The sequence below is a fragment of the Rhodococcus sp. LB1 genome, assembly GCF_001583455.1.
In the GTDB taxonomy this organism is placed as follows: Bacteria; Actinomycetota; Actinomycetes; order Mycobacteriales; family Mycobacteriaceae; genus Rhodococcus_F; species Rhodococcus_F opacus.
This window is the reverse complement of the sequence record NZ_LTCZ01000243.1, coordinates 1-25,468: the sequence shown is the minus strand read 5'-3', so window position 1 is coordinate 25,468 and position 25,468 is coordinate 1. Positions and strand designations below refer to the sequence as shown.

The following is a 25,468-nucleotide window of genomic DNA, read 5'->3' as shown; positions in this document are numbered from 1 at the left end:
CAACTCCGCCGCACCGATCACAGCGAGCGGAGTGCCGGGGTCGGCGGCGAGCAGTTCGTCGATCAATCCGACGACGCCGGCGTGATGCGACCGCAGGTCGTCGTCGCGGTAGCGGTACGGGTTGGCCTCGAACTCGACAATCGTCGACGCCGGAGTGCCGCTCCGGTACACGTTGACGGACAGGTCCGGGACGGGACCGGTGGTGAGGATCCGGAAGTCTCCGGTCAGCGACCCGAAGGTGAGATCCTGATCGAAGAGCATCACGTTGATCATCGGTCCCGAGATCCTGCGGGCCTCTGCGGACACGCCCAGCTCGCGCAGAATGTCCTCGACGTTGCCGCGCTGGTGCCGCATTGCTCCCATCAGTTCGTGCTGGACCCGGGCCACGAGGTCGCCGACGGTGTCGTCGGCTCGGACCTGCACCCGCAGGGGCGCGACGTTGGCGAGCATTCCGCCGGATCGACGCAGTACAGCGGTGGTGCGTGCGGACAGCGGAATGTCCACGAGCACGTCCTGCCGTCCTGTCCGCCGCGAGAGGTAGCAGGCGAATGCGGCGATCAACGCGGCCGCTGCCGTCGCGCCCGGCCGGCCGTCGGTGTCCTCGAGCCGTGCGACGGTATCGGCGGACAGCGCCGTGCGCACGGTCAGGCTGTGGGCGGCAGGCGGAGCATCGACGTCGGTCAGGGAGGCGCCGTTCGTCCGTGTGTGGAGACGTTCGGCCCAGTAGTCGCGGTCGGACGAGAACCGGTGGGACGCCCGGTAGTCCTCTTCGAGGCGGTGCAGGGTGTGCAGGTCCGCTGCACGGTTCGGTTGGAGCTCGAGACCTTGGACTGCCGCGGTATACAGGGCGGCGACACGATTGACCATCGTCATCGCCGCATATCCGTCGAGGGCGACGTGGTGGATCCTGCTGTACCACAGGTGCCGATCGTCACCCACCCGCAGCAGCGACGACTCGCACAGATAGTCGTGCTCGAAATCGACTCGTGCCGTGTAGTTCTCCTGCATCCATGCCTCGGCGGCGGCCATCGGTTCGGATGCACCGCGGAAGTCGACGATTCCCATGGCCGCATCGGCCGGTGGGTCGATCACCTGGTGCGGCTCACCGTCGACGTCGACCAGACGCAGGAACACCGACTCGTACTCGTGGCCGGCGACGAGTGCCACCTCGCGGAACAAATCGGCGTCCAGCAGCCCGCGGATATCGACGTACTGCGCGATGCAGATCGGCACGTCCGGGGCGAGTTGCTGCGCAAACCACAGCCCGTGCTGCGCCGCGGACAGCGGGAACGGATCGGATCGATGCTCTCGGTAGTTCACTCGCGCAGCGTGTTCCATCAACATCACCAAACTGGGCTTGCGCCGCTGGATCGACGGCGGGACGCTCGGTCCTTGTGGGCAGGGCAGCCGGATATACCGACGCCACTACAGTCCCGCAGATCGCCGTGCGCGAAAACACACCCTAGGGGTGTGGTGTGAACACCCTGCACCGCCCGCGCAACCCCACGACGAGGATGCCGGAGAAGTATGCTCGGCCGTGAGCTTGTTCGACGCGACGACCTGGAACGCCGCAGAGGGAGGCCGCGATGAAGGCGATCATCCACACCCGGTTCGGCGGACCCGAAGTGCTCGAGCTCGAGCAGGTCCCGAAACCGACGCCCAAGGACTGCGAAGTCCTTATAAAAGTCCACGCGACGACGGTGACTACAGCCGAATGCAAGATGCGGCGGGGCGAACCGCTATGGGGCCGGTTCATCCTCGGGCTGCGACGGCCACGAAGGAAACTGCGGACCCTGGGCCTCGAGCTTGCCGGAGAGATCGAGGCCGTCGGCAAGGACGTGCACAGGTTCCAGCCGGGCGATCAGGTATTCGGGTTCACCGGTTTCGATATCGGCGCCTACGCCGAGTACAAGTGCCTGCCGGAAACCGCCTCGCTCGCACTCAAGCCGGTCGACAGGACCTACGAAGAGGCCGCCGCCGCCGTCGACGGCGCCACAACCGCACTGTTCTTCCTCCGGGACAAGGCGAAGGTGCGAACCGGACAGAAGGTCCTGGTCAACGGCGCCTCCGGCAGCATCGGCACCTACGCGGTCCAACTCGCCAAGTCCTTCGGCGCGGAGGTCACCGGCGTGTGCGGTCCGCGCAATATCGAGATGGTGCAGTCCCTGGGCGCCGACAAGGTCATCGACTACACCGAAGAGGACTTCACCGAGAACACCGAAGCATATGACGTCGTCTTCGACACGGTGGGCAGGAACTCGTTCGCTCGGTGCAAGGGCTCGCTCACCGAGAACGGGTGCTACGTTCCCACATCCGGGCTGAACAACAACGTGCTGCAACTCTGGACGTCGATCCGAGGCGGTAAGAAAGTCGTCACCGGTATGTCCGTCCGCAAGAACGACGCATTGGCGTACATCAAACAGCTCATCGAAGCGGACACATTGCGGGTCGTCATAGACCGCAGCTATCCCCTGGAACGCATCGTCGAGGCGCACCAGTATGTCGACACCGGACACAAGAGTGGCAACGTCGTCATAACCGTGGCTTAGACGGGCCTCCCCGGAGATCGCGCACGTTTACGAGATCGCGACCTGGGGGAATCTCGTAGACAAAAGGACGATGCCACATGTTGAAATCCGAGAACCCCAACCCCCCGCGGCCCACCCGAAGCTTCCTCGACCGGCGCCGTGGGCCGTCCGACCGTGAACTACTGACCACCGCGAAAGCAGTTCTGATCACCAGCCGCGGCTACAGCGATGCCCAGGCCTTCGACGAACTGCTCGACGTGGCACGACGGCACCACCTCTCCGTGCAGGGCGCCGCCCGGTGCCTGATCGACCTCACCAGCAACACCCGGCACCTCACCAGTCGCCGTCCGGGCACGTTCCCCGAGTGGGAAGGACTCCGCGGACAGTCGTCGGGGCACCACCGTCCTTCGCGGCGAATAGCCAGCCTGCACGGGCGACACCATCCCCACCTCGCGACGCAGATTCGACCGTGACCAGCGCGGCCCGTCGGCTGTCGGCGCGCCGGGGTCGCCGACAGCGGCAGCGCACCCATTTTCCTGCGGCCGATCGCCGCCCGGCCTCTAGGCCGGCCTGTGTGGGACGGCGACAGTTGATCCCACCCACCGTCGCAGATACGCACGCAGTTCGTCCTGGCTACGCGGCGGGTTTCCGGGCGAGATGAAGAACGACTGCATCGTCCGCAGCTGATATTCGACGAGCTGATGCAGCGCCGGCTCATCGTAGCCGTGCCGCTCCCAGTCGACGTCGAAACGCCTGATCATCGTCATTCCGAACAAAAGGGCTTCGTCGGACGTGATTCCCGCGGTGTGGGAGTGAGAGCCGGACAGCATGATGCCGAGCTGCGGAATGCGGGGCGCTTCGTCGAGCGTGTAGATCACGGCCTCGACCACGGCTTCTGCGGGATCCTCGATACCCACGAGGTGTTCTGTGAGGCGGTCGAGGAATCCGTCGACGGCGGCGATGGCTGCCGCCCGTAGGAGGGCATCGGTGCTGGGAAAATACCGGTACACCGTCTGACGGATGACGCCGAGGGATTCCGCAACGTCGGCGATGCTGATCGCCGTATCTTTCCGGCTGATGAGCTCGACAGCGGCGGTGACGATTCGCCGGGACGCTTCTTCGTCACTTCCAGGCGGACTGCCACCCCACCCACGCCTGCCAGCCACCTGTCTTTTCCCTACCTCTCACAACGCGCCGCGGGGCCCGAACGTCGCGCAAGGGCTGTCGGCGCACCGCCCGACCTGGACTCAGAGGTTACCGCGAACGCATAGCCCCTCCGACCCGAAGGCCTGCTTCGCAGACGCTCGCCAGGAAACCGTCGAAACGTAATCATACAATCCGTTCGATCTGTGTATGTTATTAATCACTTGGGTCTCTACCACCCAGAGGCTGCAGCCCACTCATGCCGCACGAGACGAGGTATCCACATGCCCGACCTGCACCCCAGAAAGATGGATTTCGCGTTCGACGAACAGGACGTCCCGTTCCTCTGGAACCCCGACAACCCGGCGTGGTCGAGCATGTCGAATGCGATCTCGTTCCTGGCCGTCGGCTTCGAGAAGATGATCGTCAAGGCGATCATGCAGGCCAAACCACGAATGACCGATCCCGAGGTCGCAGAAGAGGCCGTGGCGTTCATGCGTCAGGAGGGTCACCACTCGACCGCGCATCGCCAGCACGTCAAAGCCCTGATCAAGCGATACCCGGGGCTCCAGAACACCCTCGACGCGGTGATCGGCGAGTACGACCTCCTCACCGAGGCGACCACTCTGAACTACCGACTCGCCTACACCGCGGATCTGGAGGCGACCTTCACGCCGGTGTTCAAACTGATGCTCGACAACGACGCGACCCTCTTCCGGCCGGGAGACGACCGGGTCGCGTCCCTGTTCATCTGGCATTTCGTCGAGGAGGTCGAACACCGGAGTTCGGCGATGATCATCTTCAATTCCCTTGTCGGGGAAGAGCTGTACCGGATGCGGATGGCTCCCTCGATCTTCGCCCACGTGATGAAGGTGATGCGGATCGCCTGCGCCGGCTTCAACCAGCACGTGCCGATCAAGGAGCGGAAGGTCGATTCGATGTCGATGTTCGCCACGCACCGGACGAAGCAGAAACTGCTCACGGTGTTCGCGCCGTACCTGAGCAAAGGCGTCATGCCGCGTGCGTTCGACGACCTCCCGCGCGGTGAACAGCTGACCGCCCTCGCCGGCATCGTCCGTAGTCAGATGCCGAAGCACGACCCCACGCACGAAAAGCTGCCCGCGCTCGCCGACGAGTGGTTCACCCGATACGAGGCAGGCTACGACTGCACCCGCTGGTACACCGCAGAGTCGCGGGCACGCCGGACCGATCCCGTCGCGGCGGTGGTCGACTGATGGCCGATCTCTGCTCGCCCACCTTCGACCAACTCTCGACAGCGCTCGGATTCTCGTGCGCCGAGGCCGGCGGACTCGTCGAGGTCCGCAGCCCGTTCGCGCTGGAGAACTGGACCCTGCCGGTTCTCGAGCTCACCATCGTGCTCGGCTCGGTGCTCGCGCTCATCTTCGCGATCCTGCGCTGGCGCCGCAACGGCGATCCGACCAATCTGGCGCTCTGGTTCGGCGCCACCGCGTACCTGTTCGTCATCGAGCCGCCGCTGTACTTTCCGGCGGCGTTCGGAATCGAAGAGCACGTGGACACGATGTTCGCGCACAACGTGTTCACCGTGGACTTCCTGTGGGGCCGGCTGCCGCTGTACATCATCGCGATCTATCCGCTGATGGCCACGCTGGCCTTCGAGCTCGTCCGGATGCTCGGCGTCTTCCGGAAGTACGGGGTCCTCGTCGGCGCGGTCTGCGTGGGCTTCGTGCACCACGCGTTCTACGAAATCTTCGACCAGCTCGGACCGCAGCTGAGGTGGTGGGAATGGTCGACCACCAACCCGGTCAACCAACCCATGTTCGACTCGGTCCCACTGCCGAGTGTGGTGGTGTTCGCGGCCCTCTGGCCGATGTCGCTGGCCCTGTGCGTTCAGTTCTTCGTGGGGCGCTACGCCGACCGGGGTCGGGACTTCACCGGGCTGGAGCTGGTGTGGCGCACGATCGTGATCGGTCTCCTGGCGTCGGCGGGCACATTCATCCTCCCGATCCCGGCGACGGTAATCGGAATGGAGAGCACCACGGTTCGGGGAATTCTCTACGCGACCGAACTGATCGTCATCGTGCTCGTCGCGATCCCGATCCTGGTCCGGCAGTGGTCGCGGCTGCGGCGGGGGACGTCGAACGTTCCCGCCTACTCGAACGATTTCGTCCGTGTCTACAGCGTGGTGTACCTCGCTGTGATGGGCATTCTGTGGGTGACCGCGTTGCCCAGCTACTTCGGCGCTGTCGACGGCGTCACGAGCAATGGCGACCCCATCGGAAATCTTTGGTACACCATCGCCTGCTTCGCGATTGCGATTCTGTGCGTCGCCGCCACCTTCACGGTGCCGCGGGGCCCCGCTGACGGCCGCGGCCCGATCTCCGGCGAGGGTGCGGTGCCGAACGCGGTCCGATAGGCGCGACGACGCGAGCGACTGGTTGGCCGGTGCGACCCCAACCGTGATCTGGCGGTGATGCGCGCAGATCACGGGCTGGGATGTTGCGAACTACAAGGCGCCGAGGGCTTCACAGGCCTTTCGCACGCCTTCGCCGTAGGCGTGGTCTGCGCGAGTGCAGTTGGCAATGTGGCGTTCGACGACAGCGGACGACGCTCCGGTGATGGCACGGGCGGTGTTCTCGAACAGCGCAGTCTGCTGTTCGGCGCTCATGCTGCGGAAGAGGTTGCCGGGCTGTTCGAAGTAGTTGTCGTCGTCTGCTCGGTAGTCGAACCGGTCGGCGACCACGCCGACTTCGAGTGGCGGTTCGGCGTAGCTGCGCTGGTCGGCGAATCGGCCGTGTGAGTTGGGTTCGATGCTCGGGACGCTGCCCTGGTTGCCGTCGACGCGCATGACGCCGTCACGGTGGAAGGAATTGACGTGGGTTGCACCCCTGGGACTGTTGACCGGAATCTGGTGGTGGTTGACGCCGAGCCGGTAGCGGGCGGCGTCGCCGTAGGAGAACAGCCGGCCTTGGAGCATGCGGTCCGGGGAGAAGCCGATGCCGGGAATGATGTTCGCCGGGGAGAACGCGGCCTGCTCGACGTCGGCGTGGTAGTTCTCCGGGTTGCGGTCGAGTTCGAGTTCCCCGACCTCGATGAGGGGGTAGTCCTTCTTGGACCACACCTTGGTGAGGTCGAACGGATGGTAGCGGTAGGTCTGGGCGTCGGCTTCCGGCATGATCTGCACGAAAAGGGTCCATTTCGGGTAGTTGCCCTCCTCGATCGCATCGAAGAGGTCGCGCTGCGCCGACTCACGATCGCCGGCGATCACGACGGCGGCTTCTTCGTCGGTGAGGTTCTTGATGCCCTGCTGGGTGCGGAAGTGGAATTTCACCCAGGATCGTTCCCCGGCGTCGTTGACGAACGAGAAGGTGTGTGACCCGAATCCGTGCATGTGCCGGTAGCCGTCGGGGATGCCGCGGTCGGACATCACGATGGTGATCTGGTGCAGCGCCTCCGGGAGATTGGTCCAGAAGTCCCAGTTGTTCTCCGCAGAGCGCAGGTTGGTCTTCGGATCGCGCTTGACCGCGTGGTTGAGGTCGGGGAATTTGAGGGGGTCACGGAAGAAGAAGACGGGGGTGTTGTTGCCGACGACGTCCCAGTTGCCTTGCTCGGTGTAGAAGCGGACGGCGAATCCGCGGATGTCGCGTTCGGCGTCGGCTGCGCCGCGCTCACCGGCGACCGTGGAGAATCGCATAAAGATCTCGGTCTGCTTGCCGATCTCCGAGAATACGGCGGCGTTGGTGTGTGCGGTGATGTCGTGGGTGACGCGGAAGGTGCCGAAGGCGGCCGAGCCTTTGGCGTGCATGCGACGTTCGGGGATGACTTCGCGGTCGAAGTGCGCGAGTTTCTCGAGAAGCCAGACATCTTGCAGGAGCAACGGACCGCGTGCGCCGGCGGTGACGCTGTTCTGGTTGTCGGGTACCGGCGCACCGGCGACTGTGGTGAGTCCGTTCGGGTTGGTCATCGATTTCTCCTGTCTGACACCCGAGGCTGGGCGGGTGAATATGGTTCGGCCAGAGCATCCCTCAGGGCAGAGCGCAGCGATGTCTCAATTTGACATTCCCGCGGTCGGGGTCGTTCAGAGCATGATGCCGAATTCGCGAATCTTGCGGTAGATCGTCGCTCGGGACATTCCGATGGCAGTGGCGGCGGCGGCTTTGTCGCCGGCATGAAGCGAGAGGGCGTCCACGATCGCGTCACGTTCGAGCGCCTGCATCCTGGTCAACGTTCGGCGTGTGGTGGAACGACATGCGGGAGGAAGGGTGTCGAGTTCGACGACACCGGACCGTTGCCGCCGGTAGGTGTCCTCGAGAACCTTCTTCAGTTGGGTGACGTTTCCGCGCCACGCCAGACGCGCGAGCTGATTCGAGGCGGCCGGAGCCAGGGTGAGGCCGGTGGCCCCCAGGGTGTCGAGCAAGCTGCGCACAAGATCGGGAAGGTCGTCCAGGTGGTGCCGCAGGGGTGGCACCGTGACCGATTTGGGGAACATGCGCAGCAGTGGACTGGTGTCGGTCGAGTCCTGGGGATACCGGGTGAGCACCACCCACGGTCTGCGAGGCGGTTCCTGCGCCTGGAGGTCCTGCAGTAGGTCCGTGAGTGCGGCGAGATGTGCCTCGTCCAGGGCGTGCGCGTGCAGTATTGCCAGGTCGGATCCGCTGTCGAGTTCGTCGGAGGCCACGGTGAGGAGGTCGTCGCCGAGTGCGCCGGCGTCGAGTACGGCAAGTCCGCGGTCCGGTACGAGTTGGTGTGCCGCTCGGATCAGGGCGGTCTTGCCGACGCCGGGTTCTCCGTCGAGGACGAGCCAGTCCTCTCGTCGGCAGGCGTCGACGACCGCCTGGACCGTGTGTCGCCAGAGCGGGCCGGTTCCGGCTATTGCGGGCGGGATGGGCGCGTTCACCTTCGGAGCGGAAAGACGCCGCGAAGCAACCTGTTTCGTGATCCGAACGATGCCTCCGGCCAGCCGGCTACCGGTGAATGCCGGCTCGTAACTCAGGCGTGCGACCGTTCCGCTGGGCAGGTCGGTGAGGATCGTGACCGGTGTCGTTTCGCCGCCGATGTCTCGGGTGCGTTCGAGAATCGCCATCTGGTCTGGTGAGTCGAATTGTTGCCGGGTCAGCGAGTTCATCATCACGACCTCGTCACCGACAGCGACGACGGGCCGGCTGGAGCGCAGGCAGGCGGACCGGTACGCACTGAAGATCGCCCGGTCCAGTTCGGTTGCGTCGTCGAGAACGCGCTCGCGAAGGCGGGCTGCGGCGAGTGTGGCGAAGGACAGCAGCAGGGTGTTGGAATTCTGCGCGGCGGTGGTCAGGTCCACGACACCGAGAATCGCCCCGGTGATGGGGTGCGTCACCGGCGCTCCCGCGCAGGAGAAGGACCGTAGCGGACCACTGAAATGCTGGTCTCCGTCCACGAGGAGTGGCCGGCCGACCTCGAGCGCAGTGCCGATTCCATTGGTGCCGACCTGGGTTTCCGCGTAGCGAAAACCCGGGGCGAGGTCGACTCGGTCGAGCGCGGTGAACAAGGCGCTGTCGCCACCGGTGCGGGAGAGCACGATGCCGTTCCCATCGGTGAGAATCAAAGATACCGGCTCATTTTCGATGTAGGCGGTCACGTCGGGCAGTACGGATCGGGCGGCGCGCTCGAGCACCGTGTCGGTGCTCACGCGCTCGACGTACGCGGCGGCGGGCCGGTCGTCGTCACCCAACGCCTGCCGAGATCGCGACCAGGACACCCGGAGCCAATTGCTCAGACGAAGGTTCTCCGATCCCGCAGGCGAACTCGGCGGAGCCAACTCGGAGTCCGAGTTCGAATTCCACGTCGTGCGGTGGTGTGACGTGCTGATGGGCTGTGGGGTCACTCGCTCTGGTCTCCCGTGTCGGCTGATCGAGGGCGTGGGGGTCTGCCGCGGCGCGGGGCAAGTGTAGGCAGCCACCACCCACTTGGACGTGACCTGCGTCTCACACTGAGACGGATGAGAGCTGGATCACGGGGTTCAATCAATTTCCACAACGTCCCCCCACAGCCGGCACCCGGCCGGCTCACGATCCAGGAGGCGCACATTGAGTAGGCAAAGCCTGACAAAGGCCCACGCGAAGATCACCGAACTGTCATGGGATCCGACATTCGCAACCCCGGCCACCCGGTTCGGCACCGACTACACCTTCGAGAAGGCTCCGAAGAAGGATCCTCTCAAGCAGATCATGCGGTCCTACTTCCCGATGGAGGAAGAGAAGGACAACCGCGTGTACGGCGCCATGGACGGTGCCATCCGCGGCAACATGTTCCGCCAGGTGCAGCAGCGGTGGCTCGAATGGCAGAAGCTGTTCCTGTCGATCATTCCGTTCCCGGAGATCTCGGCCGCCCGAGCGATGCCGATGGCCATCGACGCCGTCCCCAACCCGGAGATCCACAACGGGCTGGCGGTGCAGATGATCGACGAGGTTCGTCACTCGACGATCCAGATGAACCTCAAGAAGTTGTACATGAACAACTACATCGATCCCGCCGGTTTCGACATGACCGAGAAGGCGTTCGCGAACAACTACGCGGGGACCATCGGCAGGCAGTTCGGTGAAGGGTTCATCACCGGCGACGCGATCACCGCGGCGAACATCTATCTGACCGTGGTCGCCGAGACGGCGTTCACCAACACCCTGTTCGTTGCCATGCCCGACGAGGCGGCCGCCAACGGTGACTACCTGTTGCCGACGGTCTTCCACTCGGTGCAGTCGGACGAGTCGCGGCACATCTCCAACGGCTATTCGATCCTGCTGATGGCACTCGCCGACGAGCGCAACCGTCCACTACTCGAACGTGACCTGCGGTACGCGTGGTGGAACAACCACTGCGTCGTCGACGCCGCGATCGGCACCTTCATCGAGTACGGCACGAAGGACCGCCGCAAGGACCGGGAGAGTTACGCCGAGATGTGGCGGCGGTGGATCTACGACGATTACTACCGCAGCTACCTCATCCCGCTCGAGAAGTACGGCCTGACGATCCCGCACGACCTGGTCGAGGAGGCGTGGAAGCGGATCACCGACAAGGGCTACGTCCACGAGGTGGCCCGGTTCTTCGCCACCGGATGGCCGGTGAACTACTGGCGGATCGACGCGATGACGGACAAGGACTTCGAGTGGTTCGAGCACAAGTACCCGGGCTGGTACTCGAAGTACGGCAAGTGGTGGGAGGAGTACAACCGGCTCGCCTACCCCGGTCGCAACAAGCCGATCGCGTTCGAGGAGGTCGGATACCAGTACCCGCACCGGTGCTGGACCTGCATGGTTCCCGCACTCATCCGTGAGGACATGGTCGTGGAGAAGGTCGACGAGCAGTGGCGGACCTACTGCTCGGAAACCTGCTACTGGACCGACGCCGTCGCGTTCCGCAGCGAGTACCAGGGCCGCCCGACCCCGAACATGGGCCGGCTCACGGGATTCCGGGAGTGGGAAACCCTGCATCACGGCAAGGACCTCGCCGACATCGTCTCCGATCTCGGCTACGTCCGCGACGACGGCAAGACCCTGGTCGGTCAGCCGCACCTCGATCTGGAAGATCCGAAGAAGATGTGGACTCTCGACGACGTGCGGGGCAACACCTTCCAGAGCCCGAACGTGCTCTTGAACGAGATGTCCGACGCCGACCGCAACGCGCACATCGCCGCGTACCGCGCCGGCGGCGCAGTTCCGGCCTGATCCCAGGCCCGGTGGGTGGCGCCGCGGCCACTCCGGCGCCACCCACCGCTTCACCATTCATTTTCACGAGTCCAGGAGAGAACCCGTGGCCGACAAGCACCGTATCAACTTCGACCCCGTCGACATCGAGATGGAAGTCGGCGAAGACGAGTACATCCTCGATGCCGCGTTCCGGCAAGGCATCCACCTGATGCACGGCTGCCGCGAGGGACGCTGCTCGGCATGCAAATCCTTTGTCCTCGAAGGCGATATCCAGATGGAGGACTACTCGACGTTTGCGTGCAACGACGCCGAGGTCGACGAGGGACACGTCCTGCTCTGCCGCTCGACTGCATACAGCGACTGCACCATCGAGCTGCTCAATTTCGACGAGGACGAACTTCTCGGCGGTGTCCCCATCCAGGATGTGCGCACTCGGGTGACCGGGATCGAGCCGATGACCAAGGACATCGTGTCGCTACGGTTGGCGCCCGTCGAACCGGCGGGGTACGAGTTCAAACCCGGTCAGTACTCCGACCTGCACATACCGGGCACCGAGGAGCATCGGTCCTTCTCCATGGCGACGACCAGATCGACGCCGGGGCATGTCGAATTCCTCATCAAGAAATACCCCGGTGGCAAGTTCGCAGGCTTGCTCGAGGACGGGATCTCGGTGGGTGACGAGATCGCCCTGACCGGCCCGTACGGGTCGTTCACCATCAAGGAAGGGCATGTCCTGCCGATGGTCTTCATCGGCGGCGGCGCGGGGATGGCGCCGCTTCTGTCGCTGCTGCGGCACATGAGCGAGACGGGCAACACCCGGCAGGTCCACTTCTACTACGGTGCCCGCACCCCGCGGGACCTGTTCTACCTCGACGAGATCCTCGAACTCGGACGAGGACTGACGGATTTCACGTTCGTGGCCTGCCTCTCGGAATCGATGGACCCGCTGCCCGAGGGTGCGATCGCCGTCGAGGACGGCAATGTCACCGACGTCGTCGGCCGCCGCGAACCGGACATCGGCCGGGCCGAGGTGTACCTGTGCGGGCCGCCGCCGATGGTCGATGCCGCCCTGGAACTGCTCGAGGCGAACGACACCCCGAAAGACCAGATCTTCTACGACAAGTTCACCAGCCCCGCCTTCGAGTAGACGTCCCTCGGAGACCACCTTCCTGCTTCACCGACAGAACTGAGAAACGAGATGACCGCAACCGCCGAGTCCAAGCAACGTAGCTTCCCGAAGATCGAGTTCACCGACTCCGAAGCCGGTGCGCTGGAGTTCCCCAGCTCCCGCAGCCGCACCTTCACCTACTACACGCCGGCCAAGAAGCGGTCGACGATGTACGAGGACGTGACCGTCGACGTGCAGCCCGATCCCGACCGCCACCTCTCCCAGGGCTGGATCTACGGCTTCGGTGACGGTCCCGGCGGCTATCCGCAGGAGTGGACGGCCGCGAAGTCGTCGAACTGGCACGCCTTCCTCGATCCGAACGAGGAATGGGACCAGACCATCTACCGCAACAACTCCAAGGTGGTCCATCAGGTCGAGTTGTGCCTGTCCAACGCCAAGCGTGCCCGGGTCTACGACGGCTGGAACACCCCGTGGCTGACGTTCGTCTCCCGCAACCTGGGGGCGTGGATGCACACCGAGAACGGGTTGGCGCTGCACGTGTTCACCTCCATCCAGCGGTCCTGCCCGACGAACATGATCAACACCGCCGTTGCGGTGAACGCCGCCCACAAGATGCGCTTCGCGCAGGATCTGGCCCTGTTCAACCTGGACCTGTCCGAGGCCACCGAGAACTTCGACGGCACCGCCCACAAGGAGGTCTGGCAGTCGGCGCCCGAGTGGCAGCCCACCCGCGAGGTTGTCGAGCGGCTCACCGCGGTTCCGGACTGGTGCGAGCTGCTGTTCGGCTCGAACATCGTCTTCGAGCAGCTGGTCGGCACCCTGTTCCGCAGCGAATTGGTCATGCAGATCGCCGCCGGAAACGGTGACTACATCACCCCCACCATCGTGGGCACCGGCGAACACGACTACGACCGCGACCTCGACTACACCCGCAACCTGTTCCGGTTGCTCACCCGGGATCCCGAGCACGGGGCGGCGAACAAGGAACTGTTCGGCGCCTGGCTCGCCACGTGGGTGCCGCGGTGCCTCGACGCCGCCCGGGCGCTGCAGCCGATCTGGTCGCAGCCGGCCGACAAGGCGATCACCTTCGCCACCAGTTTCGATGCCGCCACCGACAAGTTCCGTTCCCTGCTCGAGGATCTCGGGCTCGACATCCCCAAGGAGTTGGACCAGTGAGCATGCAATTCGGATCGTCCACCGAGTTCTCCAACATGTGTGGCGTCACCTTGATGAACACCCCCATCGGCCGTGTCGTCGCGGAGGTGATGGGCGCCAAGGACGGCGTGGAGCTGACCGAGTACCCGTCGATGATCCGCGTCGACGGCCAACGCCTGCTCGACTTCGACTACGAGGAACTCACCGACGCCCTGGGTCAGGAGTTCGACGGCTCCATCTTCGAGGAGATCAGCTCCACCCACTACGGGCGCATGGTCCACCTCGACGAGAAGACCCTGCTGTTCGCCAGCCCGGAGGACGCCGCCGAGTACATCGGATTCGACCTCACGGCGCAGTAGATCGCAGCTGTCCGGGGCCACACAGGGTGGCCCCGGACACCCCCAGCCCACCCGATAACCAGGACCAAGCGAGGACCCGATGTATCAGAAGGACGGTCAGAAATATTTCATCGTGGACGGCCACGTACACGTCTGGGACGCCCGCGAGTCGAACCAGAAGAACGTGCATGGCAAGCAGTTCATCGACTGCTTCTACGACTACCACAAGAACCTCAGCCCCGAAGAGGTCGTGTGGGACTACGACACCTACACGTACTACGGCAGCGAACGCTTCGAACGTGACATCTTCGTGGAGGGATACGTCGACCACGCGATCTTCCAGGCCACCTTGCTCAGCGACTTCTACCACAACGGATTCGGGCGAACCGACGAAGCACTCGCCCTGGTCGCCAAGCACCCCGGCAAACTGACCTACAACCACGCCTACGATCCCCGTCACGAGGAGGCCGGGCTCGAACAACTCCGCAAGGACGCCGACCGGATGAACCTGCAGGGCGTCAAGCTCTACACCGCCGAATGGCACGGCGACTCCCGCGGCTACAAACTCGACGACCCCTGGTCGCGGCGCTACCTCGAAGAGTGCATCGAGTTGGGGATCAAGAACATTCACGTCCACAAGGGCCCGACGATCCGTCCCCTCGACCGCGACGCGTTCGACGTCTCCGACATCGACAAAGTCGCCACCGACTACCTGGACCTGCGGTTCGTCGTCGAGCACGTGGGCCTGCCACGCCTCGAGGACTTCTGCTGGATCGCCACCCAGGAGTCGAACGTGTACGGCGGCCTGGCGGTTGCCCTTCCGTTCATCCACACCCGGCCCCGCTACTTCGCCCAGATCATCGGCGAGTTGCTCTACTGGATCGGCGAAGACAAGATTCTGTTCGGCAGCGACTATGCGCTGTGGACCCCGAAGTGGCTGATCGAGAAGTTCGTCGACTTCCAGATCCCCGAGGACATGCAGGGCGAGTACGCCCCGATCACCGCCCTGCAGAAAAAGAAGATCCTCGGCCTCAACGCGGCAGCGCTGTACGACATCGACGTTCCCGCGAACCTGCGACTGGCCGAGCCGGCCGGGCAGGAAGGAGTGGAGGTCGCTGCCGGGGCGCGGGAAACCGTGTCGTCATGACCGCCGCCGTCGTCTGCACCGAGCAGGACGTCCTGATGGCCCTGTCGACGGTCACCGACCCGGAACTGGACGAGCCGATCACCGATCTCGGCTTCGTCCGGTCGGTCACCCTCGACGACGACGGGGTCACCGTGCACCTGCGGCTGCCCACCGCGTTCTGCTCGCCGAACTTCGCCTACCTCATGGCCTCCGACGCCCTCGACGCCCTGCGCCTGGTCGAGGACATCGGCGAGGTGCGGGTGCTGCTCGACGACCATCACGACAGCGACAAGATCAACGCCGGTCTCGCGGCCGACGCCGGATACGTCGGGACGTTCGGCTCCGAGGCGGAGGAGAGTCTGCACGAATTGCGCCGAACGTTCCGGTCCAAGGCACACGCCGCGGCGATGGAGCGGTGCGTCGAGGCGCACCTGAAGACCACCGACGTGGGCGTGAACGAGATCTACCGGCTCACCCTCAGCGACCTCGCTCCCGGAAAGACCAAGGCCGCGTTGCTTCGTCGACGGATCGGCATCGGGTTGAGCATCTGCCCGGCCAGCCGGGTGTTCGTCGACGACGACGGCAAGCGCCTCGCCCCGGAATCGGTGCCGATGCGGCTGCGCTTCGCCAAGTCGGTGCGCATCTCGATGGAAGGCAACGCGCACTTCTGCCGCGGGCTGCTCGCCACCCGCTACGCCGACAGCGAATCCGTCGGCGCCACACCGCGAATCACCAATCTCAGAACCAGGAGCCCGCGATGAAGGCCGTGCAAGTGGTGGGATACCACACCAAGCTGCAGCTCACCGACATTCCCGAACCCACGATCGAAGGCCCGCTCGATGTCATCGCGCGGATCGGCGGCGCGGGTGTGTGCCGCACCGATCTGCACATCCTCGAAGGGCAGTGGGAGGCGAAGTCCGGCGTCGCGCTGCCGTACACGATCGGCCACGAGAACGCCGGCTGGGTCCACGCCGTGGGCGACGCCGTCACCAATGTCGCGGTCGGCGACAAGGTGATTCTGCACCCCCTCATCACGTGCGGACTGTGCCGGGCGTGCCGATTCGGAGACGACGTCCACTGCCAGAACAGCAAATTCCCCGGCATCGACGTCAACGGCGGGTATGCCGAATATCTGCGCACCACCGCCCGCAGCGTGGTCCGGATCGACGACTCGCTCGAACCGGCCGACGTCGCCGCCCTCGCCGACGCGGGCCTGACGGCGTACCACGCCGTTGCCAAGGCCGCGAAGACGACCCGGCCCGGAGACGTGTGCGTCGTGATCGGGGCCGGCGGGCTCGGTCACATCGGCATCCAGGTCCTGAAGGCGATCTCCGGCGTCACCGTGGTCGTGCTCGACCGCAACCCCGCGGCCGTCGAACTCGCCGTGAAGATCGGCGCCGACCACGGCATCGTCGCCGACGGCACCCACATCCAGCAGGTGCTCGACCTGACCGGCGGTCACGGCGCCGAAGCCGTCGTCGACTTCGTCGGCGAGGGCGGCGCGACCTCAGAAGGGATCGCGATGCTGCGCCGCGCCGGGAACTACTACGTCGTCGGGTACGGCGAGAACATCGACGTCCCGACGATCGACGTGATCTCCACCGAGATCAACTTCATCGGAAATCTCGTCGGCTCCTACAACGACCTCCAGGAGCTCATGACCCTTGCCGCCCAGGGCAAGGTCACCTTGCACACCACTCGGTACCGGCTCGAGGACTTCCAGCAAGCACTCGACGATCTCGATGCCGGCCGGGTGCGCGGCCGGGCGATTCTCGTCCCGTAGCACTCCGCATCCTCCGCTCGAAGCACGAAAGGAACATCAGCCATGGCAAAAGAGCTGCGGTACAACACGGACGCCCGGGCGCGGCTCGAGCACGGCGTCAACGCCCTCGCCGACGCGGTCAAGGTGACCCTCGGCCCCAAGGGGCGCAACGCGGTGCTCGAGAAACTCACCGGACCACCGACGATCACCAACGACGGCGTGACCATCGCCCGCGAGATCCAGCTCCGCGAACCCTTCGCCAACATGGGTGCCCAGCTGGTCAAGGAAGTGGCGATGAAGACCAATGGTGTGGTCGGCGACGGCACCACCACCGCGACCGTGCTCGCCCAGGCTATGGTCCGAGAGGGGCTGCGGTCCGTCGATGCCGGCGCCAACCCCATGCGGGTGCGCCGCGGTATCGAACGGGCCGTGTCCGTGGTCGTCGATTCCCTCCACGAGCAGACCTCCCAGATCGGGGGGCAGAGCGATCTGCAACGGATCGCGACCCTCGCCGCCAGCGACGACGAGGTGATCGGGCACGCCATCTCGAAGGCCGTCGACTACGTCGGCAAGTCCGGGGTCGTCACCACCGAGGAGAGCGACACCCTCGGGCTGTCGGTCGACATCGTCGACGGCATCGAGTTCGATCACGGCTACATCTCCGGCTACATGGTCACCGACCCGGAGCGGATGGAAGCGGTGCACACCAATCCGCTGATCCTGCTGACCAACAAGAAGATCACCCAGGTCCAAGACATCATGCCGAGCATCGAGGTGGCCAAGCGCGCCGACCGGCCACTGGTGGTGCTGGCGGAGGAAGTCGACGGGCCGGCCCTGCAACTGCTCGTCGGCGGCAACATGCACAAGACGATGCAGTCGGTGGTCGTCCGGGCCCCAGGTTTCGGGCACCGCCGGGTCGCAGAGCTCGAGGACCTCGCGGTGGCGCTGGGTGGGCATGTGATCGCCAAGGACACCGGCATCGAACTGTCCGAAATCAGTGTCGAGCATCTCGGTTCGTGTGATCGCATCACCGTCACCGAGAACGAGACCACGATCGTCGGCGGGCACGGGGACCAGCGGCTGCTCGACGCCCGCATCGCCCAGCTCGTGTCCCAGCACGAGCGCGCCAAGATCGAGGCGGACCAGGAGAGCCTCGAACTGCGCATTGCCCGGCTCACCGGTCGGGTTGCCGTCATCCGCGTCGGCGGCGCGACCAGCGTCGAGCTCAAGGAGCGGATGTTGCGCGTGGAGGACGCCCTGGCCGCCACTCGGGCCGCGGTGGAGGCGGGAATCGTCTCCGGTGGTGGTACCGCGCTGGCGCAGTCGCATCGGGCGTTGGCCGATCTCGACCTGACCGGCGACGAGGCCATCGGGTGTGACGTCGTGCGCCGCGCTCTCGCCGAACCGCTGCGCTGGATCGCGATCAACGCCGGGTTCGACGGCGACGAGGTCGTCGAGGTGGTCGCCGGTTTGCCGCTCGGGCACGGGTTCAACGCGCTCACCGGTGAATACGGGGACATGTTCGACGACGGGGTGATCGATCCGTTCAAGGTCACCCGCGCCGCACTCGAGAGCGCGGCCTCGATCGCGGCACTGTTGATCACCACGGAGACCGCTGTCGTGGAAGAGGTGCTGGGCAATCCCGGTGCCATCATGGCACCCGGCTTCGGCGATCTCGCCGAAGGCATGGTCCGCCCGTCGAACATCTACTAGAGCAAAGCCGATGGGTCACCGCCTCGACGGTCCTGCGAGGCGGTGACCCACTCCCCCGTTCCGGCGGTGAGGCATTCGTCCGAAAGAAAGTGAGTCATCGTGATTTTCATCGTGGTGAAGTTCAAGGTCCTCGACAAGTACCGGAACGACTGGTTGCTCGTCACCCAGGAGTTCACCGACGCGACCCGATCCGAGCCGGGCAACCTCTGGTTCGAATGGCATCACAGCGCAGACGATCCCGCCGAATTCGTGCTGATCGAGGCGTTCCGGGACGGGCAGGCCGGCTCCGACCACGTCGCCGCCGACCACTTCCGGAAGGGGTTGGACGCGATGCGCCCGGCACTGAGCGAGACACCGCGCATCATCCACACCGACCTACCCGGCACCGACTGGTCCCGCATGGGCGAACTGGAGATCAGCCGGTAACCCGGTGCGGTGCACAACCTGACGGAATACAACACGTGGAAGGACAAGGCATGACCGTGGTGACGACCGGCCCCGTCGCGGGTCTGCTCGCGGCGCTGGGAGATGCCGTGGTGACCGACAGCGACACCATGATCGCCTACACCCGCGACCAGTCGTTGCTCTCCCCCTCCGGACATCCGATCGCGGTGGTCCGCGCCCGGACCACCGATCACGTGGTGACGACCCTGAAAACCGCCCACCGGTACGGCATTCCGGTCGTCACGAGAGGGGCGGGCACCGGTCTCGCCGGCGGGGCCAACGCGATCGACGGCTGCATCGTGCTCAGCACCGAGAAACTCGACCGCATCCTCACCATCGACGAACAATCCCGCACCGCCACGGTGGAGCCGGGAGTGGTCAACGGTGACCTCGCTGCCGCGGCCGCGGAGCGCGGACTCTGGTACGTCCCCGACCCCGGCAGTCGCGCCGTCTCCACGATCGGGGGAAACCTCGCGACCAATGCCGGCGGGGCGTGCTGCGCGAAGTACGGGGTCACCGGCGACCACGTCGCCCGGATCAAGGCGGTGCTCGCCGACGGCCGGATCATCCACACCGGCGCCGCCACCCGCAAGAATGTCGCCGGATTGAACCTGACTCAACTGCTGGTCGGGTCCGAGGGCACCCTCGCCGTCATCGTCGAGGCGACCATGCGGCTGCGCCGAACACCGGCGCACACGGCCACCGTCGTCGCCGCCTTCTCCGATCCTGTCCAGGCGGTCGACGCGGTGATGGCGATTCAGGCGGTGGCCGACCCGAGGCTGGTCGAACTCATGGACCGCACCACCATCTCGGCCGTCAACGACATGACCCACATGGGTCTCGACGAGACGGCCGGCGCGCTGCTGCTGATCGAGTGCGACGGCGACGCGGCCGCGGCGGAAGCGCAGCGCAGCGCGGACGCGTGCCGTGCCGCCGCGGCCACCGAGCTGTACGTGAGCACCGACCCGGCCGAAGGTGACGCCCTCATGCAAGCCCGCCGTGTCGCGCTGACCGCCCTCGAACGCCGCGGCAGCACTCTGCTCGACGACCTGGCCGTGCCGGTGCCCCGGCTGCCGCACCTGCTCGACGCCATTGCCCGCATCGCCGACCGCCACCACCTGCTCATCGGCACCTTCGGGCACGCCGCCGACGGCAACCTCCACCCCACCATCGTGTTCGACGCCGCAGATCCGGACGCCACCGATCGGGCCCACCAGGCCTTCGACGAGATGGTGGCGCGCTGCTTGGCGCTGGGCGGATCGATCACCGGCGAGCACGGCGTCGGCGACCTCAAACGCCGCTACCTCGAACCCATGATCGGCTCGGTGGAGAGGTCCCTGATGGCAGGAGTCAAGGCAGCGTTCGACCCCACCGGGATTCTCAATCCGGGGCGCGCGATATGACGTCGACGAAACCACATGTCCGATCGAAGCGGGACGACGACCTCGTCGTGGAGTTCGGCAACCGGTGGGCGTTGTTCGGCGGCGGCAGTGCCGAAGACATCTTCGTCACTTTCGGGTGGACCGAGGCGCAGTACTTCGAACGCCTGCAGGTCCTGGCCGGGCGCCGTTTCCCGCCCCTCGACGACACCCTCCGGCAGCGCCTTCTCGCCGTGTGCGCCGAGCGGCTACCCCGAATCGATCATCCACCTTCCCCTGCGGCGCAAGGCCACGTCGATGACAGCGAATCCCGGCCGACGGCGCGGCCGTCCCCGCACTGAACCCGGTCCTCCGCCAGCCCGTCTCATATTGAGACCCGTCTCACATCGAGACGACGTACTCTCAGGAATGTGACAGGTGGAGAATCGGGGCGTAAACACAGCATGACCAGCAAGGATTTACAGAAGGCGCGAGAGCTGTTCCTCGCCGACAACGACCTCGACAGCTCCGTTCGCCAGCCCATCTCGTACTCGTGGCAGCGATCGAAGTCGCTCAAGGTGCGCCCGGATCAGCTCGACCTCCCGTTCGTACGAGAGCCGAATCTGGACTGCCCTCTCGTTGCGGCAGCCGAACCCGTCTTGCGGCAGCTCGCGGACGGACTGGTCGACGAACCAGTCAGCGTCATCCTGACCTCGGCTGACGGAGTGATCTTGACCAGGATCACCGCCAGCCGACGACTCGATCGGACACTCGACGCGGTCCAACTGATACCCGGTTACAGCTACTCGGAAGAATTCGCCGGCACGAACGGCATCGGCACCACTCTCGAAACCCGTCAGCCCACCCTGGTGACGGGCGCCGAGCATTACGCCGACTGTCTCGGGCAGCTCGCATGCGCCGGTGTCCCGATCACCCATCCGATGTCCGGCGCCCTCGTCGGTGCACTCGATCTCACCGGCTGGGTAGAGGACGGGGGTCCGCTGTTGGCCACCCTCGCCAAATCCGCCACGGCTCAGATCGAAGGTCGGCTCCTGGCACAGGCCAGTGCGGACCAGACCGCGTTACTCAACGCCTATCTGAAGGCCTGTCGGCGGTCACCCCAGACGGGAGTGTTGGCGCTCGGAGACGATGTCGTTCTCGTCAACCGAAAACTACGCGTGGCACTGGATGCCCAGGATCAGGGTGCGTTGCTCGAACACGCCGTCGACCTGAGCGGCACTCCGGCCACCCAACGACACATCGTCGCCCTGCCCAGCGGGCAGACGGCCCGGCTGTCATCGGTCGAGGACTTCGGGCTCGGCGCTCGGAGGCAGATGGCCTTGTTCTACGTGCATCTACTCGAGATCCCCACATCGGGATCCCCTGCGCTCGAGAGCATCCGCGTCTTGCCCGGAATCACCGGGAGCAGCGCGTCCTGGCGCCGCAGTTGCCAGCAAATCGCTCGCTGCGCGCGCGAACAACAGTGGGTCACCGTGTCCGGCGAAACCGGAAGCGGCCGCGGATCGGCTCTCAAAGCTGTTGCCATCGAACATATTCCCATCCGCACACGGATCTTCACGGTGGCCGAACTCGCGGGCGACAGCGCCGCCCTGTCGGCACTCGAACAGGAACTCGGGCAAGAGCGATTCAGCGTCATCCTGCGCGACATCGACCTCCTCGGCGAGTCACAGCAGCGGATCGTCTCCGACCTCATTCAAGGACGCGAGCACGCCGGATGGATCGGTGCGACCATCGGCGGAACCGATCACAACACCGACCTCGACACACTGATCCTTCCCCACTTCAGCCATACCGTCACCATGCCCGCGCTGCGTCATCGCATCGACGATCTCCACAGCTTGGTACCGCATCTACTGAGGCAGCTCGGTCGCGGCGCGGACTTGTCTCTCTCGCCTGCGGCGATGCGCCAACTCTGCAAGTACAGCTGGCCCGGAAACGTCACCGAGCTCCGGCAGGTTCTGCACGAGGTGGTCCAGCGTCAGCGCTCCGGTGTCGTCGAGGTCGAGCAGCTTCCCCCGATGTGCCGAGCTCTGAGCCGACACACACTCACGCAGATCGAAGCCCTCGAACGCGACGCCATCGTGCGCAGCCTCGAAGAGAACCACGGCAACAAGAAGGCTGCAGCGACAGCTCTCGGCATCTCACGGGCCACCATCTACCGGAAGATCAAGGAATTCGGCATCGACATCTGACGTCGTCCGCGCCACCAGTGTCAGGAAATGAGACATTCGCCCCGCTGCAACCGGCGGATCATGAGGTCAGACAGAGAATCCCACGCGGATCAGCACTCGTTGAGGAACAACCTTTTTCGAGTACGGGTACGCGACCGGGACCGACGTGAGGACGACCCATGAAGACGAACCCGCTTGGCGCGGATACCCACTCGGTATCCCCCGGCAGCACAACCTCCCGGGTGTGGTTGGTCGCCGCGCTGGCGCACACCGGTGAACCCGCCGACCGTCCCGCGGTACGTGACGATCTGATGCGGACCTGGGTTCCGGAGCCGGGCAGCGGTTACCGCACCCACGACGGCCGTCGCCGGGCGACCTGGGCGCAATTGCACTCCCGGTTCGATCTCGTAGAGGTGACCCCATGACTACCTCCTGCGCGGTCCGGCCCGCACCGGTCCGTCGCCGCCCATCAGGGGTGGGACGATGGTGTGCGACCACCCTGGCTGATCGACTGGCCAGGGAAGACGCCGCCGAGGATGCGCGAACCTTGTCCCCCGACGACCGGACGACGTGCCCACTGCACCGACGGTGGATTCACCAATGCGTCGCGTCGCCGACTCACGTCAACGCCGTCACGCGACACAGGTGGTGCCGCCAGTGCGCCGTGCCGCTCACCGTCACTGTCGACGAAATCGCACGGACCGTCACGATGGTGTGCCCGTCGTGTGGTGACGGCGGCAGCCCCGCCACCACAAGACTGGTGTCCGCATGTTGCGCAAGCCTCGTCGAGGCGTCGAATCATCACACTTCGCGGACAGGCTCGTAGTGCTCTACGAGTGGGAAGGGATCGTAGAAGTGGTGCAGCAGGTCCTTCCACTCCTGGTATCGGCTCGATTGCCGAAAGCCTTCGGTGTGGTCTTCGAGCTCTTCCCACTCGACCAGCAGAAGGTAGACATTCGACCGCTCGAGGCCGCGTGACAATCGCAGTCGCAGGAATCCGGGCATCGACGAAATGATCGACTCGGCCTGCCGGAACGCGGATTCGAACTCCTCGACCCTCGCGGGTGTCACGGACAGAAGTGCGTGTTCCAAGATCATCAGCACAGTATGCGCGGCGACGTCGGGCAACCGGATGCACCGCCGCGGATTCCGTCGCACAATCGAAAGGAGAAGAACCGCAATCCTGCCGGAGGTCGGATGATGCGTCGGGAGGAATTGGCACCGGTACCCACGCCGATCCGGTGGTGGCGACTCGGGCCGTGGAGTCGCAACCGCCTGATGCGCCGCGGCGACCGCTACGAGGCCGTCCTCGTGCTGCTCGCCGCGATGCTGATACTGCTGCTGGTCCCGTGCGCCGCCGCATATGGAACGGCAACCCACACCCGGTTGGAACAACAAACCCAGGCGCTGCGCTCCGGCGTGCACCAAGTACCCGCAGTCCTGCTCGAGGACACCCACCCAGCACCTGACACACCGGACGACGCACTGCGACCCAGCCACAACCAGGACAGTGCCCGAGTCCGCTGGTCGACGCCCAACGGGGACCACACCGCCGTGGTACCCACCGACGCGCACGCGACGGCGGGTCAGACCATCACTGTCAGCGTCGGCGCCGACGGCAACCTCACCGGCCAATCCGAAGCAACCGGGAAGACACGGCGGTGGCCGTGACCGCCGCATGCGGGGTATGGGCGCTCGGATCCGGCGGCATCGTCCTCGTCCCGGCACTCGTACACGCGGTGTTGGCCCGGACCCGCATGCGGCAATGGGCGTACGAGTGGACTCGGTTCGACGCACCACCGCGATGACCCCAGCCCGTACTACCCAGCTGCGGCCGGCCTCGAGAACAGCTCGCGGTGTGCGGCGACGTACTGCTCGACCGACTGCGCGGGCCGGCCGGTCACGTTCTCGACGTCGGTGGTCAATCGGTTGTAGCGATCGTCGCGGTGCAGGTTGGCGACGGTGAGAAGGTGTTGCACGGTGTGCGACGAGATACCGGGCACCGCGCCCATCAGCTCCACGAAGCTGCCGTAGGGCAGATCGGATCCCGTTACCGGCCGACCCAAGCCACGGGTGTACTGCTCGGCGAGTCCGTCGATGTCCAGGACGGCGGGGCCGGTCAGCTCGAAGACCTGCCCGACACGCCCTGCTGGATCCTGAAGAATGGTGGCGATCACTCGGGCCACGTCGGTGGCGGCAACGGGCGAGGTCCTGCCGGTACCGAACGGCAAGGCCAAGACGCCGCGCTCGGCGACGGAACGGCTCGCCACAACGGTGAACAGCGGATTGTCCAGGAAGACCGTGGGTCTGACATGGACGACGGGCAGACCGGACCAGTTCATGATGCGCTCGGCGAGCCAGTGCAGCCGTTGGTGCCGAGACTCGTCGGTGCTGGTCGACGTCATCTGTGACACCGTCATCTGCGACATGTTCACCAACGCCTCGAGATCGCCCCGCTCGTCGGCAATCGCGCAGACGACAGCGGCTGCCTCCAGATAGTCTGCGGAGACACTCATGTTGAAGAACATCCGCCTCACGCCCACCAGCGCCGCAGCGACGTCGCCAGGGCGCGTCAGATCGCCCACGACGATGTCCGCTCCCAGCTCCCGTAGGGCATCGGCGCGGCCGTCGTCGCGATGAACCATCGCACGCACGGGCTCGCCACTGCGGAGCAGCTGCTCTGCGACCAGCCGGCTGATACTGCTGTAACCACCGCCCACACCGGTCATCAGGAACGGCGCCCGGTCACTCATGCCACCTCCTGGTTTTACGCTCTCCTGCGACGTTACGACAGGAGGGCACGCGCCAGCCACCCACCGAATAGGGCACTTGGGATCACTGACCGGCTTCGCCGCCCGTGCGTGGTTGACGAGTGCAGAGACTCGTCAACCACGCACGGGTGCTCGCTAGTCGGTGACGCCT

23 protein-coding genes and 1 pseudogene are annotated in these 25,468 nt (G+C 65.3%); 18 read left to right on the top strand and 6 right to left on the bottom strand.

Annotated features, from left to right (window positions below):
- The coding region (locus tag AZG88_RS27765) for a condensation domain-containing protein (RefSeq protein WP_231914226.1) at positions 1–1,320 on the bottom strand (1,320 nt) is incomplete at its 3' end.
- 266 nt (positions 1,321–1,586) lie between these two features.
- Here AZG88_RS27765 and AZG88_RS27760 point away from each other — a divergent pair.
- The gene (locus AZG88_RS27760; protein WP_061699742.1) at positions 1,587–2,549 is read left to right on the top strand and encodes an NAD(P)-dependent alcohol dehydrogenase; all 963 of its coding nucleotides are present in this window, start codon (positions 1,587–1,589) and stop codon (positions 2,547–2,549) included.
- Positions 2,550–2,626: 77 nt separating this feature from the next.
- Entirely contained in the window at positions 2,627–3,001 is a 375-nt protein-coding gene (locus AZG88_RS27755; RefSeq protein WP_005242355.1) for an ANTAR domain-containing protein, read from the top strand.
- An 87-nt stretch (positions 3,002–3,088) separates the two neighbouring features.
- On the opposite strand, the gene AZG88_RS27750 is transcribed toward AZG88_RS27755, so the two are convergent.
- Complete coding sequence (locus tag AZG88_RS27750; protein ID WP_005242356.1) at positions 3,089–3,694, bottom strand: TetR/AcrR family transcriptional regulator; 606 nt, start codon at positions 3,692–3,694, stop codon at positions 3,089–3,091.
- A gap of 261 nt (positions 3,695–3,955) precedes the next feature.
- Here AZG88_RS27750 and AZG88_RS27745 point away from each other — a divergent pair, with 261 nt between their 5' ends.
- Both AZG88_RS27745 and AZG88_RS27740 read left to right on the top strand, forming a co-directional pair.
- The gene (locus tag AZG88_RS27745) at positions 3,956–4,906 is read left to right on the top strand and encodes a metal-dependent hydrolase (protein WP_005242357.1); all 951 of its coding nucleotides are present in this window, start codon (positions 3,956–3,958) and stop codon (positions 4,904–4,906) included.
- Positions 4,906–6,066, top strand: a complete 1,161-nt coding sequence (locus tag AZG88_RS27740) for a hypothetical protein (protein WP_061699741.1) — start codon at positions 4,906–4,908, stop codon at positions 6,064–6,066. Before AZG88_RS27745 ends, AZG88_RS27740 begins: the two co-directional genes overlap by 1 nt.
- Positions 6,067–6,156: 90 nt before the next feature.
- Here AZG88_RS27740 and AZG88_RS27735 read toward each other — a convergent pair whose 3' ends face one another.
- Positions 6,157–7,614 carry a catalase gene (locus AZG88_RS27735; protein WP_061699740.1) on the bottom strand — a complete coding sequence of 486 codons (1,458 nt, stop codon included), beginning with the start codon at positions 7,612–7,614 and terminating at the stop codon, positions 6,157–6,159.
- A 114-nt stretch (positions 7,615–7,728) separates the two neighbouring features.
- Positions 7,729–9,510, bottom strand: coding sequence for a sigma-54-dependent Fis family transcriptional regulator (locus AZG88_RS27730; RefSeq protein WP_442971758.1), 1,782 nt, complete (start codon positions 9,508–9,510; stop codon positions 7,729–7,731).
- Positions 9,511–9,712: 202 nt separating this feature from the next.
- Here AZG88_RS27730 and AZG88_RS27725 point away from each other — a divergent pair, with 202 nt between their 5' ends.
- The 13 genes from AZG88_RS27725 (at position 9,713) to AZG88_RS27665 (ending at position 22,971) form a co-directional block, all read left to right on the top strand.
- Positions 9,713–11,347 carry a methane monooxygenase gene (locus AZG88_RS27725; RefSeq protein ID WP_061699739.1) on the top strand — a complete coding sequence of 545 codons (1,635 nt, stop codon included), beginning with the start codon at positions 9,713–9,715 and terminating at the stop codon, positions 11,345–11,347.
- Positions 11,348–11,432: 85 nt separating this feature from the next.
- Entirely contained in the window at positions 11,433–12,476 is a 1,044-nt protein-coding gene (locus AZG88_RS27720; protein WP_005242363.1) for a 2Fe-2S iron-sulfur cluster-binding protein, read from the top strand.
- A gap of 51 nt (positions 12,477–12,527) precedes the next feature.
- A complete protein-coding gene (locus AZG88_RS27715) occupies positions 12,528–13,634 on the top strand; it encodes an aromatic/alkene monooxygenase hydroxylase subunit beta (RefSeq protein ID WP_061699738.1) in 1,107 nt (368 codons plus the stop codon).
- The gene (gene mimD, locus AZG88_RS27710) at positions 13,631–13,972 is read left to right on the top strand and encodes a propane 2-monooxygenase effector subunit MimD (protein ID WP_005242368.1); all 342 of its coding nucleotides are present in this window, start codon (positions 13,631–13,633) and stop codon (positions 13,970–13,972) included. Before AZG88_RS27715 ends, mimD begins: the two co-directional genes overlap by 4 nt.
- A 79-nt stretch (positions 13,973–14,051) precedes the next feature.
- Positions 14,052–15,098: an amidohydrolase family protein gene (locus tag AZG88_RS27705; protein ID WP_005242369.1), complete on the top strand. Its 1,047-nt coding sequence runs from the start codon at positions 14,052–14,054 to the stop codon at positions 15,096–15,098.
- Positions 15,095–15,838 carry an iron-sulfur cluster assembly protein gene (locus AZG88_RS27700; protein WP_005242371.1) on the top strand — a complete coding sequence of 248 codons (744 nt, stop codon included), beginning with the start codon at positions 15,095–15,097 and terminating at the stop codon, positions 15,836–15,838. The genes AZG88_RS27705 and AZG88_RS27700 overlap by 4 nt, the downstream gene beginning before the upstream one ends.
- Positions 15,835–16,860 carry an NAD(P)-dependent alcohol dehydrogenase gene (locus tag AZG88_RS27695; RefSeq protein ID WP_061699737.1) on the top strand — a complete coding sequence of 342 codons (1,026 nt, stop codon included), beginning with the start codon at positions 15,835–15,837 and terminating at the stop codon, positions 16,858–16,860. Before AZG88_RS27700 ends, AZG88_RS27695 begins: the two co-directional genes overlap by 4 nt.
- Positions 16,861–16,902: 42 nt before the next feature.
- Entirely contained in the window at positions 16,903–18,552 is a 1,650-nt protein-coding gene (gene groL / locus AZG88_RS27690; RefSeq protein ID WP_061699736.1) for a chaperonin GroEL, read from the top strand.
- 99 nt (positions 18,553–18,651) lie between these two features.
- Positions 18,652–18,978, top strand: coding sequence for a putative quinol monooxygenase (locus tag AZG88_RS27685; RefSeq protein WP_061045812.1), 327 nt, complete (start codon positions 18,652–18,654; stop codon positions 18,976–18,978).
- A gap of 50 nt (positions 18,979–19,028) precedes the next feature.
- Positions 19,029–20,399 carry an FAD-binding oxidoreductase gene (locus tag AZG88_RS27680; RefSeq protein ID WP_061699735.1) on the top strand — a complete coding sequence of 457 codons (1,371 nt, stop codon included), beginning with the start codon at positions 19,029–19,031 and terminating at the stop codon, positions 20,397–20,399.
- Entirely contained in the window at positions 20,396–20,716 is a 321-nt protein-coding gene (locus tag AZG88_RS27675; RefSeq protein WP_005242380.1) for a hypothetical protein, read from the top strand. The genes AZG88_RS27680 and AZG88_RS27675 overlap by 4 nt, the downstream gene beginning before the upstream one ends.
- 102 nt (positions 20,717–20,818) lie before the next feature.
- Positions 20,819–22,567, top strand: a complete 1,749-nt coding sequence (locus tag AZG88_RS27670) for a sigma-54-dependent Fis family transcriptional regulator (RefSeq protein ID WP_061699734.1) — start codon at positions 20,819–20,821, stop codon at positions 22,565–22,567.
- A 158-nt stretch (positions 22,568–22,725) separates the two neighbouring features.
- On the top strand, positions 22,726–22,971 hold the full coding sequence (locus AZG88_RS27665; protein ID WP_005242384.1) for a hypothetical protein: 246 nt from the start codon (positions 22,726–22,728) through the stop codon (positions 22,969–22,971).
- Positions 22,972–23,347: 376 nt separating this feature from the next.
- Here AZG88_RS27665 and AZG88_RS27660 read toward each other — a convergent pair whose 3' ends face one another.
- A complete protein-coding gene (locus AZG88_RS27660; RefSeq protein ID WP_005242388.1) occupies positions 23,348–23,644 on the bottom strand; it encodes an antibiotic biosynthesis monooxygenase family protein in 297 nt (98 codons plus the stop codon).
- Positions 23,645–23,746: 102 nt separating this feature from the next.
- Between AZG88_RS27660 and AZG88_RS27655 the strand changes: the two are divergent.
- A pseudogene (locus AZG88_RS27655) lies at positions 23,747–24,354 on the top strand (Rv1733c family protein).
- A gap of 12 nt (positions 24,355–24,366) precedes the next feature.
- Here AZG88_RS27655 and AZG88_RS27650 read toward each other — a convergent pair.
- On the bottom strand, positions 24,367–25,299 hold the full coding sequence (locus AZG88_RS27650; protein ID WP_061699733.1) for an NAD(P)H-binding protein: 933 nt from the start codon (positions 25,297–25,299) through the stop codon (positions 24,367–24,369).
- Between the last annotated feature and the right edge of the window lie 169 nt (positions 25,300–25,468).